This window comes from Mesorhizobium sp. M2C.T.Ca.TU.002.02.1.1, from assembly GCF_003997225.1.
In genome coordinates this window covers 1-11401 of record NZ_RZTO01000103.1, presented here as the reverse complement: position 1 = coordinate 11401, position 11401 = coordinate 1, and the positions used below count along the sequence as shown (strand labels likewise).

Annotated in this window: 12 protein-coding genes and 1 pseudogene; 5 read left to right on the top strand and 8 right to left on the bottom strand. The window is 63.3% G+C overall.

Annotated elements, in window-relative coordinates; genetic code table 11:
• From EOD07_RS08280 to hemF, 5 genes and pseudogenes are all read right to left on the bottom strand, one after another.
• A pseudogene (locus EOD07_RS08280) lies at positions 1-516 on the bottom strand (peptidase S8 and S53 subtilisin kexin sedolisin); the annotation flags it as partial.
• Between the two features lie 78 nt (positions 517-594).
• Positions 595-1173: a hypothetical protein gene (locus tag EOD07_RS08275; protein WP_127234969.1), complete on the bottom strand. Its 579-nt coding sequence runs from the start codon at positions 1171-1173 to the stop codon at positions 595-597.
• Positions 1174-1406: 233 nt separating this feature from the next.
• Positions 1407-1592: a DUF1059 domain-containing protein gene (locus EOD07_RS08270; protein WP_040989704.1), complete on the bottom strand. Its 186-nt coding sequence runs from the start codon at positions 1590-1592 to the stop codon at positions 1407-1409.
• A gap of 335 nt (positions 1593-1927) precedes the next feature.
• The gene (locus EOD07_RS08265) at positions 1928-2188 is read right to left on the bottom strand and encodes a DUF1344 domain-containing protein (RefSeq protein ID WP_040989703.1); all 261 of its coding nucleotides are present in this window, start codon (positions 2186-2188) and stop codon (positions 1928-1930) included.
• 258 nt (positions 2189-2446) lie between these two features.
• Entirely contained in the window at positions 2447-3361 is a 915-nt protein-coding gene (hemF, locus tag EOD07_RS08260) for an oxygen-dependent coproporphyrinogen oxidase (RefSeq protein ID WP_127234967.1), read from the bottom strand.
• A gap of 121 nt (positions 3362-3482) precedes the next feature.
• Between hemF and EOD07_RS08255 the strand changes: the two genes are divergently transcribed.
• Complete coding sequence (locus EOD07_RS08255; protein ID WP_040989701.1) at positions 3483-3740, top strand: hypothetical protein; 258 nt, start codon at positions 3483-3485, stop codon at positions 3738-3740.
• A gap of 5 nt (positions 3741-3745) precedes the next feature.
• Here EOD07_RS08255 and EOD07_RS08250 read toward each other — a convergent pair whose 3' ends face one another.
• From EOD07_RS08250 to EOD07_RS08240, 3 genes are all read right to left on the bottom strand, one after another.
• Entirely contained in the window at positions 3746-3946 is a 201-nt protein-coding gene (locus EOD07_RS08250) for a hypothetical protein (protein ID WP_127234964.1), read from the bottom strand.
• 38 nt (positions 3947-3984) lie between these two features.
• Positions 3985-4428, bottom strand: a complete 444-nt coding sequence (soxR, locus tag EOD07_RS08245) for a redox-sensitive transcriptional activator SoxR (protein ID WP_127234961.1) — start codon at positions 4426-4428, stop codon at positions 3985-3987.
• Between the two features lie 210 nt (positions 4429-4638).
• Positions 4639-5097: a tRNA (cytidine(34)-2'-O)-methyltransferase gene (locus EOD07_RS08240; RefSeq protein WP_127234958.1), complete on the bottom strand. Its 459-nt coding sequence runs from the start codon at positions 5095-5097 to the stop codon at positions 4639-4641.
• Between the two features lie 461 nt (positions 5098-5558).
• Between EOD07_RS08240 and EOD07_RS08235 the strand changes: the two genes are divergently transcribed.
• The 4 genes from EOD07_RS08235 to EOD07_RS08220 form a co-directional block, all read left to right on the top strand.
• Positions 5559-5975 carry a hypothetical protein gene (locus EOD07_RS08235; protein WP_083354840.1) on the top strand — a complete coding sequence of 139 codons (417 nt, stop codon included), beginning with the start codon at positions 5559-5561 and terminating at the stop codon, positions 5973-5975.
• 27 nt (positions 5976-6002) lie between these two features.
• Complete coding sequence (locus EOD07_RS08230) at positions 6003-7871, top strand: ABC transporter ATP-binding protein (RefSeq protein WP_127234955.1); 1869 nt, start codon at positions 6003-6005, stop codon at positions 7869-7871.
• Between the two features lie 132 nt (positions 7872-8003).
• On the top strand, positions 8004-9896 hold the full coding sequence (locus EOD07_RS08225; RefSeq protein WP_127234952.1) for an ABC transporter ATP-binding protein: 1893 nt from the start codon (positions 8004-8006) through the stop codon (positions 9894-9896).
• Positions 9893-11401, top strand: a 1509-nt coding sequence (locus EOD07_RS08220) for an ABC transporter ATP-binding protein (RefSeq protein ID WP_164772126.1), incomplete at its 3' end; no start/stop codon positions are given. The genes EOD07_RS08225 and EOD07_RS08220, both read left to right, overlap by 4 nt.

Sequence of the window (11401 nt, the reverse complement as noted above, 5' to 3'; positions counted from 1 at the left end):
GGCCGAGCCCTTGGTGGCGTAGGAGATGATCGAGGACTCCTCCGGAGCCCACCAGATCTGGCTCGTGCTGTAGCCCGCGGTGGTGTACATGCCGTAGCTGAGGTTGAGCACGTTGCGGCCGCTCGCCAGCGAAACGGCCGTGCCGTTCGAGAAATCCTTGGACCGGATGGTCGCGGCGGGAGCGATCATGCTTGCTTCCTCGCGCGTCCATTCGCCATGCCGCTGGATCTGCACGCCGATCCCGAAATTGCCGGAAAAACGCGACGTACTGCTGAAGTCGTCGACCATGGTGACGGTGACGCCCTTGCCCTTGTAGCCGGCTGCCCATGCGGCGCCGACGTCCGGGCTCATCCAGCTCTGGACGGCCTGCGTCGACCGCGCGGGGATCGTTGCGCTCACGCAGATGGAGCCGCCGCCATGGCAGAGCGCAGCCGTCTCGTCCGCGCTGAGAACCTCCTGCGCCGAGGCAATCGGCGCCGAAAGGATGGCAAAAGCGGCCGCAACGCCCAACTTCATGGTCATTCTCCAGTCCAACGAGAACCTGGACGGGCGCGAATTCGGGCACGAGATGATGTTCATTTGCGGCTCCCGCGATCAGAAAGTGAGACGGTAATTCAACCAGAGATGCATGGTCTCCGGCTTGGCGCTGACCAGGTATTTCAAGGTTTCCTCCGGCGCCGTCACGCCGGCTGCGAGCCGGCAATTGACGCTGTAGGTGCCCAGCTCGCCATAGTCGGCTTCGCAGGGCTTTTCATTGAGGCCGCCGCCGATGGTCGAGATGACCGAAAGCGACAGGGTGCTGTTCGGGTTGGGATGGACCTGGGTGAGAAAGCCAAGCTTCAGGCTGGGCTCGATGCGGTATTTCTCGGCTTGCTCGCCTGTGCCAAATCCCCAAAGAATGCCGGTATCGGGTGTGATCTGGGTGAGAAGGTCCACATGCATGTCGACCCAGTTGGCACTGTACCAGTGGTTGAACGACACCCAGCTCCCGCTCTGCAACTCGTAACCGCCGCTGCCGAGGCCCCTGGCCTTGTCGCTGAGCGGAGAGCCCTGATGGATATCGACGAGCGAGGTCGTCCATTCCTGGGCCATTGCAGCGGAGGCAAAGAGGAGGGCGCACGACAGGAGCGCCGCCGCGCAGAGACCTGCTCCGATGTTGGACCGCTCGCGCATGCGCGAAGCACCTCGCCCCACCATTCCGGACAGCGCCTTGATGGCGAAGGCTCCTCGGGCAGCCCCTCCGGCCGGATCATGGGTCGCAGAATCGCACGCGCACCGTTACCGCGAGGTTATCTAAGCCGCTATGAATATAAGAATTTGCTTGAATTATCGGGAAAATGTTTCCGCCGGCGACCCGGGAGATCGCCGGCGGAAAGTTTGGCAGTCGAATTCCGGGATCTGGCTGCTCAGGCGGCGTCGCGAACCTTCTGGATGCGCGAGCGGATCGCCTCGATCATCGTCTCGCGGATGATGGTCTCGCCATGCGTCTCACGCATATGCTCGACGGCGCGGCGCATGACCTCCGCTTCCTCCTCGGCGCGCGTGTGCCAGTCACAGCCGGGAACCAGCGATCCGCATTGGAATTCCTTCATGGCTCTTCCTTTCCTAGAGCGTTTCACTGAAACGGCGAACCGCTCCATCTCCTTGTTTGACACAATTCCGAACGGAAAACCGCTACGCGCTTTTCCTGGAATTGCTCCGGCGCGGGGTGGTTCGACCTTGGCCGCCCGCCCCTGGCGTTTTGTCCTGGCAGTCCGGGAGGGAAACGGCGGCGCGCCTCTTCCGGTTGCTCTGCCGGACTATCATAACACGTGTCGGACGGTTCGGTTGCATCGAAAGTCCCCTGTCGCGGATCGGAAAGGAAAGGCGGAGCGCCATGCCCCGCCTTTCCCTGCTGCCCGAGAACTGGACCTTCGGAGCAAGGCCGTTATTTCATGATCTTGACGGCCTCGGCGACCTTGTTCTTGCCGCTCATGTCCCAGGACACGCGGACTTTCTCGCCGGCCTGAATACCCGGATCCTTGAAGGCCTTGGACAGCTTGAATGTCGATCCATCGTCCAGAACAAGGCTCATGGCCGTTCCGTCAAAGCTCTTCACGGTCCCCGTGGTGTGCTTGACCGCGGCGAACGCGGCGCCACCGGAGGCGAGAAAGGCGGCTGCTGCCGCCGTCACGATAAGCTTGCGCATGGCATGCTCTCCTGGAATGCGGGCGCGCCGTTTGGCAAGGCGCCCTCATTGGTCAGGGCCGTCAAGTCGCGTCGGATCACGGCCGGCGGGAGACAAATGATTCCGCTTCGACCGCCGGCGCTTCCCGACCCGACAGTCCTAAATAACTCAATTTTTTCAAAAGGATATTAGACGAAAAAGATATTGTCCCTGCCACATTGCCGGCCAAGATTCGGCGAATGGGACAGCAATGCGGCCATCGCCGCGCTCACCGGATCGTTACGGCCATTTTACCTCGGGCGGCAGGCTGGAAAGGATCGAGGCGACATTGCCGCCGGTCTTCAGGCCGAAGATGGTGCCGCGATCGTGAAGCAAGTTGAACTCGACGTAGCGGCCGCGCCGGATCAGCTGTTCGTCGCGCTCATCGTCGGTCCAGTTCTGGTTGAAATTGGCCCGCACCAGATGGGCATAGACGACGAGGAAAGAGCGGCCGACATCCTGGACGAAATTGAGATCGGCGTCCCAGCCGCCCTTGTCCTCGTCCGAATGCAGCCAGTCGAAGAAGATGCCGCCGATGCCGCGCGGCTCGTTGCGGTGCGGCAGGAAGAAATACTCGTCGCACCAGGCCTTGAATTTGGGATAGTCGGCGACGGCCGCGTTCTTCTCGCAGGCGAACTGCATGGCGCGGTGGAAGGCGATCGTGTCGGGATCGTCCTGGGTGCGGCGGCGGTCGAGCACCGGCGTCAGATCGGCGCCGCCACCGAACCACTGGCGCGTGGTGACGACCATGCGCGTGTTCATGTGCACGGCCGGCACGTTGGGGTTCCAGGGATGCGCAATCAGCGAGATGCCGCTCGCCCAGAATCGGGGGTCTTCGTCGGCGCCCGGAATCTGCTTCCTGAATTCGGGCGAGAATTCGCCATGGACGGTCGAGGTGTGCACGCCGACCTTCTCGAAGACGCGGCCGCGCATCATCGACATGGTGCCGCCGCCCCCCTTGCCTTCGTCGCGTTCCCAGGGCGTCTTCTCGAAACGGCCGGGCGACCATGAGGACAGCGGTCCCTGGAGCTCCTGCTCGAGCTGCTCGAATGTGGCGCAGATGCGCTCGCGCAGCGCTTCGAACCAGAGGCGGGCCTTCATCTTCTTCGGCTCGATGTCGGCCGGCAGCCCCACGGGAAGGTCAGGTCGTTCCAAATCCGTCTCCAGCCACAGGCCCGCTCGCCTGACAAATGACTCGTTTTTTCTGCGCGCGATCCCTAATCTCTTAAAGGCAAGGGTCAAGTCCTGTCTGACCCAGGTGCAAAGGAGTTCCTTCGTGCGCACCCCGGCAAGACCGCCGCTGGATGGCTTGAAGAAAAGACTGGAGCGCTCGCGCGCCGAGCGCGCAGACCAGCCGCGCGACGGTTTCCTGCGCGAGACCTTCGTGCTGCCGAGGCCCGCCGCGCGCCTCAAAGCGAAGGAATGGTTCGAGCGTTTCCCCAAGCAGGCTTATTGGACCGAGATCGAAAGCTGGTTCGAACGCCCGGGCGACGTGATCGAGTTCACCATGCGGCGGCTGCCGGCGGCGGATTGAGAAAGTCACTGCAAAAACAGATCGCGCAATTTTGGAGAATCCAGAATTAGGTTCTCGCCAAGCAACTTGCCGAATTTTTCCAGACCCATTTTCCGCGCCTCATCGAAGCTCACGGAGGTGAAAAGGGTGGGCACACCGCCAGAATCGATCCGGTAGATAGTGATTAGCTGTGTCTGCTCCTCTGCTTGGATCAGGTGCCCTCGCATGGTCGCCTCCTTTCTTTTTGTTTGATAAGTGCTCCTATTCAGGGGGCAATTAACCTTCTCGCGCCCGTGCCCTCTCGGGCCAGCCGGTCTTCCTTGTTCCTCAGCGGACATTTGTCGATCGACATGCAGCCGCAGCCGATGCAGTCGGTCAGGCCGTCACGCAACTTTTTCAATTGGCTGATCTTATGGTCGAGCGCGTCGCGCCAGGCTGTCGAAAGCAGGTTCCAGTCCTCGCGGTTCGGCGTGCGCTCTTCGGGCAGAGACTGGAACGCCCGGGCGATCTCGGCGAGCGAAATGCCGACCTCCTGGGCGACACGGATGATCGCCACGCGCCGCAGCACGTCGCGGCTGTAGCGCCGCTGATTGCCGGATGTGCGGTGGCTGCGGATCAGCCCGCGCGCCTCGTAGAAATGCAGCGCCGATACCGCGACGCCACTGCGCATCGCCACCTGGCCGACTGTCAATTCCCTCACTGGAGCCATTCCCGAATTTCCCGCTTGACCTCAAGTTAAGTTGAGCTTGTAGCCAAGAAACATCGATAGGGCAATTGCAGGAGAAGGGCGATGTGCGCCTGGGCGAGAATAACGGCGGAAGGGACCGCGGTTCGGGATGGAGCGCAAGTGCGAAAGCTGGCTCGTCGTTTCGACGCAATTCCGGACGGAAAACCGCTTCACACTTTTCCTGGAATTGCTTTAGCCGAGCTGGCGGAGCGCTTCGCCCGCGACCATGGCGACCGAGAGCGCGACATTGATGCTGCGCGCGCCCGGCCGCATCGGAATGGTCAGTCGCGCATCCGCCGCCTGGTGGACTTCTTCCGTAACGCCGGCGGATTCGCGGCCGAACAGAAGAATGTCGCCGGCGGCGAAGGCAAAGTCGGTATAGGCGGTCGCGGCCTTGGTGGTGAGCAGCACGAGACGGCGCGCATGCGCCTTTCGCCATGCCTCGAAGGCGTGCCAGTCGGCGTGGCGGGAAAGCGCCGCCATTTCGAGGTAGTCCATGCCGGCCCGTTTCAGCGCCCGGTCGGAGAGCGGGAAACCGGCCGGCTCGATGATATCGACACCGATGTCGAGGCAGGCGGCGAAGCGCAGGATTGTCCCGGTGTTGCCGGCGATATCCGGCTGGTAGAGCGCGATGCGGAGACGATCGTTCATTTTCGCATCCTGCTAATAAGTGGCAGATCGGCCACAGGCATCTCCGGCTTTCGGCGATTTCTGGACTGGCGGGTGGCCATTTTCTGCGAAGTCGAGTATATGCCCACCATCGTCAACCCGAACCGAATGGAGGGGAACACATGATGACCATGCACATCCAGCTCCTCTCCGGGCAGCTCCCATCCGGGGCTCGCGTATGCCCGCAGGCGGTTTCGGTACGACGATTCTTCTGACACTTTAAGTCCTCATCGCACCGATTCCCGCCGAACCCAGTTTTCGGCCTTCGAAGGAATCTTGCGATGTTTTTCAAACTGCCAAAGGGGCGCCGGGCCCCAGCTGAACGTGTCGAGATTGATGCTTGTCGTCATCTTCCGACCGATTCGATCCGTGCCTTCGGCCGAATGCCGGTGGTCGAGGCCGCATCACCTTTTTTAACGCATTTGCATATGGAGGACGGACCAATGTTCGATCCCTACAAGATACCGGGTTCAAGAAGCCTGCACGAGCGCAAGGCGGCGACCTGGGCGCTGCTGATCGGCGAGACCTATTCGTCGGCGGTGCATGCCGAGGAACGGCGCAGGCCGCATCGCGGCATGCTGCCGGACGTCGATTTCTCGCGCGCGGTGCCCGACCACAGCCGGCCCACGCTGGTGCGGCGGATCATCCGCCTGATCCGGCCGGGCGACAGGAACCGGGCAGGCTCAGGCTTGTCGTCGGCAAGTTCGGGGCCGTCGGGACCGTCGAACGGGCCTGTCGGCGAAAAGCCCAAGACACCCTATATTGCGCGAAGCAGGGCCGGTGAGACGGATGATTCCGTATCGCCGGCCCGCAATGCTGCGCGGCCGCAAAACCTGCCCCATCAATCCCGCGCCGCGTGAGCGCGCATAGCATCGTGAGTGCCTGGAATGTTCCGCTGGTTTGAAAACAGGCTCAATCCCTTCCCGGCCGCGGAGCCGGTCGAGCCGCCGAGGACGCTGGTTGCGTTCTGCGTGCATTATACACGCGGCGCCTGGCCCTACATCATCATGGATGCGGTGCTGGTGACCGCGATCTCTATCGCCGAAGTGTGGATGTTCGGCTTCATGGGCCGCATCGTCGACTGGCTGTCGGGGCAGAACCGCGAAACCTTCCTGCAGACGGAAAGCTGGAAGCTCGCCGGCATGGCTTTCGTCGTGCTGTTCGCGTTGCCGGGCACGGTCTGGCTGCACTCGCTGCTCAACCAGCAGACGCTGATGGGCAACTATCCCATGCGCATCCGCTGGCAGGTGCATCGCTATCTGCTCAAGCAGTCGATGGCTTTCTATCAGGACGAATTCGCCGGCCGCATCGCCACCAAGCTGATGCAGACGGCGCTCGCCGTGCGCGAATGCGTGATCAAGCTGATCGACGTCTTGAACTACGTCATCGTCTATTTCCTCGGCATGCTGTTCATCGTCGGCTCGGCCGATTGGCGGCTGGCGGCGCCGCTCGCCGTCTGGCTGGTCGGCTATATCGGTCTCTTGCGCTTTTTCATCCCGCGGCTGGGCAAGGTCGGCGAGGAGCAGGCCAATGCGCGCTCGACCATGACCGGCCGCGTCGTCGACAGCTACACCAACATCCAGACGGTGAAGCTGTTTTCGCACGCGCGGCGCGAGGCGACCTTCGCCAGGGAAGGCATGGCGAGCTTCCTCGACACCGTCTACCGCTCGATGCGGCTGGTGACGGTGCTCTACGGCCTGCTCTACATCCTGAACTCGCTGCTGCTGTTCTCGGTCACGGCGATCTCGCTGTGGCTTTGGCTCGGCCAGGCGGTGACGATCGGCGCCGTCGCCGTGGTCATCGGCCTGGTGCTGCGGATGTGGGGCATGTCGCAATGGATCATGTGGGAGATGTCCGGGCTGTTCGAGAATATCGGCACGGTGCAGGACGGCATCCAGTCGATCTCGCTGCCGCGCCTGGTCGAGGACAGGCCGGGCGCCAAGGACATCGCCGTCAGCCAGGGTGAAATCCGCTTCGAGGACATCGGCTTCCATTACGGCAAGCAGAAGGGCGTCATCGAGAACCTGTCGCTCACCGTGAAGCCCGGCGAGAAGGTCGGCATCGTCGGGCGTTCCGGCGCCGGCAAGTCGACGCTGGTCAATCTGCTGCTGCGTTTCTACGACCTCGAAAGCGGCAGGATCCTCGTCGACGGCCAGGAGATCGCGGCGGTGACGCAGGATTCGCTGCGCGCCCAGATCGGCATGGTGACGCAGGACACCTCGCTGCTGCACCGCTCGGTGAAGGACAACATCCTCTACGGCCGGCCGGACGCGACCGACGAGATGCTCATCGAGGCGGCGCGCCGGGCGGAGGCGCTCGATTTCATCGGCGGGCTTTCGGACCATAACGGCCGCAAGGGCTTCGATGCTCATGTCGGCGACCGCGGCGTGAAACTCTCCGGCGGCCAGCGGCAGCGCATCGCGATTGCCCGCGTCATGCTGAAGGACGCGCCGATCCTCATCCTCGACGAGGCGACGTCGGCGCTCGATTCGGAAGCCGAGGCGGCGATCCAGGAGAATCTCTACAAGCTGATGCAGGGCAAGACCGTCATCGCCATTGCGCACCGTCTGTCGACGATCGCGGCGATGGACAGGCTCGTCGTCATGGACAAGGGCCGCATCATCGAGGAGGGCTCGCATGAAGATCTCGTCGCCAAGGGCGGGCTTTACGCGCAGCTCTGGCAGCGTCAGTCCGGCGGCTTCCTGCTCGATGACGGACCGGCCGACGCCAAGGCGACCGAGATGGCGGCGGAGTAACGCGATCGCGATTGGCATCAACAGGTTACGGCGATTGCAGGAAATCGATCCCAGGCGTAACCACGGCATGCTCAGAGGCCCGCCGGCGACCAGATCGGGCGCCGGCGGGTTTGTGGCCTCCACGAGAGAGAAATGTTCGACCGCATCTTCACCTGGTTCGAAAGCCGTTATTCGCCGGTGGCGCTGGCCGACGACAGGCAGCCGCCAATGGGGCTTTGGCGCTTCTACTGGTATTTCATAAGGCAGTTTCGCGCCGCCTATTGGCTGCGCATCGTCATCGTTGCCGTCGCGGCCATCGTGGACGCGATGCTGCCGATCTTCGTCGGCCTGATCGTAGGCCTGCTCTCCAGCACCAGGCCGGGCGATTTCTTCGCCGCGCATGGGCCGCTGCTCGTGCTGATGGCCTTCGTCGTGCTGCTGCGTCCGTTGTCGATGGTTGTCGACGCGCTCATCCGCAACCATGCCATCGCGCCGAACCTCATCGACCTCATCCGCTGGCAGAGCCATTGGCATGTCGTGCGCCAGGACTGGTCGTTCTTCCAGAACGACTTCGCCGGCCGCATCGGAACCAAGGTCATGCAGAGCGGCGATTCGATGGAGATGAGCGTCAACCTCACCGTCGATGCCGTATGGTACGCGCTGGTCTTCGTTGCGGTCGCCATCGTGGTGCTGGCGCGGCTTGACCTGCTTCTCCTGGCGGTCGTGGCTGTGTGGCTGGTGTTCTATTGCCTGATCTTCTGGTCCGCGATGCCCAGGATCACGCAACGCTCGTCCCAACTGTCGGAGCGGTGGTCGCAGGTGAGCGGCCGCATGGTCGACAGCTACACCAACATCCTGACGCTCAAGACATTTTCGACCGGCGAGCATGAAGACAAATATGTCTCGCAGGCAGTGGTCGAGCACGCCGATACATTCTACCAGCTGATGCGCGTCTTCACGCTGATGTGGTCGGCCCTGTTCATCCTCAACGCGGCGCTGCTTATCGCCGTGAGCTGGCTGGCGCTCGCCGGCTGGAACGCCGGCGCCATGACCACCGCCGCCGTGGCGACGGCGATACCGTTCGCGCTGCAGATCGCCAACATTTCCGGCAGGATCCTCGATGTCGGCGCCAACGTCTTCCGGCAGATCGGCGTCGCCAGCAATTCGATGACGACGATCGCGAGGCCGATCGTCATGCAGGACCAGCCGGAGGCACCGGCCCTCACCGTGACCGCCGGCGGCATCGAGTTCGACCGAGTGAACTTCAACTATTGGCGCAAGGACGGCAAAGGCGGCGTCATCGACAATCTGTCGCTGAAGATCGCGCCGGGCGAGCGGGTCGGCCTGATCGGGCGTTCCGGCGCCGGCAAGTCGACGCTGGTCAATCTCGTGCTGCGTTTGTTCGACGTGCAGGACGGCAAGGTGCTGATCGACGGGCAGGACATCCGCAACGTTTCGCAGGAGAGCGTTCGCGCGGCGATCGGCTTCGTCAACCAGGACACCTCGCTCTTGCACCGGTCGGTTCGCGAGAACCTCAAATATGGGCGCCAGTCGGCCAGCGACGAGGCGATGTTCAGCGCCGCGAAAGCCGCCCAGATCGACGATGTGATCGCCGGGCTGACCGATCCGCATGGGCAGAGCGGCTATGAGGCGCTTGTCGGCGAGCGCGGCGTGAAGCTGTCAGGCGGCCAGCGGCAACGCATCGCGATTGCCCGCGTTATGCTGAAGGACGCGCCGATCCTCATTCTCGACGAGGCGACGTCCGCGCTCGATTCGGAAGTCGAGGCCGCCATCCAGGAGAACCTCTACAAGCTCATGCAGGGCAAGACCGTCATCGCCATCGCCCACCGCCTGTCGACCATCGCGGCGATGGACAGGCTGGTGGTGATGGACAAAGGGCGCATCGTCGAGGACGGTTCGCATGAGGCGCTGATCGCCAAGGGCGGGCTCTATGCCCAGCTCTGGCGGCGCCAGTCGGGCGGCTTCCTGCTCGAGGAGAAGCAGGCGGCCGAGGATCTGGCGACGAAAGGTGAAGCCGCCGAATGATGCAAGCCATCTATCGCTGGTTCGAGCACTGGGTCTATCCGTTCCGCGAGCCCGCGAATCTGCGACCGCCCGCCAGCGTCGGCGGCTTCCTCTGGCACTATGTCGGCCAGGCCAAGCTCGCCTTCTTCGCCATGCTGATCATCGGCGGCATCGCCCCGCTGGTCGAAGCTGGCCTGTTCTATTTCGTTGGGCGACTGGTCGATATCCTCGACCAACTGCCCGGCGAGCGGAGTTGGCAAGCGCTTTGGACCGCCGCCGGACCCGAGCTCTTGTTCATGGGCGCGGTGGTGCTCATCATCCGCACCGCCGTCGTCGGCCTGTCGGCGCTGGTCGACGAACAGACGATCACGCCCGGCTTCTACAATCTGGTGCGCTGGCAGGCGCACCGGCATGTCTCGCGTCAGTCCTATGCCTTCTTCCAGAACGATTTCGCCGGCCGCATCGCGACAAAAGTCTGGCAGGCGGGACAGGCGACGGGCGACCTGATGGAAAGCTTCATCGAGGTGGTCTGGTTCATGATCGTCTATACGGTCACCACGCTGGCGCTGGTCGCGGGGCTGGATTTGCGGCTGGCGGTGATGGTGGTGGTGTGGATCGCGGCGTTCGGCTGGCTGGCGAAGCTCTATCTGCCGGCGATCCGCAAGCATGCCGAGGCGACCGCCGAGGCCGGCTCGATGATCACCGGCCGCATCGTCGATTCCTATTCCAACGTGCAGACGCTGAAGCTGTTTTCGGCCGATGGCGACGACCGCTATATCCGCAGCGGCTTCGACATCTATCTCGACGCGCTGCGGCCGTTCACGCGCCGGCTGACCGGCGTGCGCATGGCGCTGACCATGCTCTCCGGCGTCATGATCACCGCGATCGCCGCCTTCGCCATCTATCTGTGGGTCGAAGGCTCGATCACCGTCGGCGCCGTCGCCTTCACCCTGTCGCTGGTGCTGAGGCTCAACATGCTGCTCGGGCGGCTGATGATGCAGCTCAACGGCATTCTGAGGAACCTCGGCGTGCTGGAGAACTCCAAGGCGCTGATCACGCAGCCGCTCGGCCTGACCGACGCGCCGGACGCCAGCGAACTGGTCGTCACCGGCGGCCGCATCGACGTCAGCAACGTCACCTTCCATTACCGCAAGGGGGCAGGGGTGCTCGACGGCATCGAACTCGTCGTGCGCCCGGGCGAGAAGGTCGGGGTGGTCGGCCCGTCCGGCGCCGGCAAGACCACCTTGGCCAATCTGATCCTGCGCCTCTACGACCTGGAAGGCGGCCGGATCCTGATCGATGGCCAGGATATCGCGCATGTGACGCAGAACTCGCTGCGCGGCAATATCGGCGTCGTCAGCCAGGACACCGCGCTGTTCCACCGCTCGCTGCGCGACAATATCAAGCTCGGCATGCCCGACGCCACCGACGCGCAGGTGATCGCCGCGGCGAAGAAGGCCGAGGCGCATGACTTCATCCTGGGCCTGCGCGACAACCGCGGTCGCGTCGGCTACGAGGCCGATGTC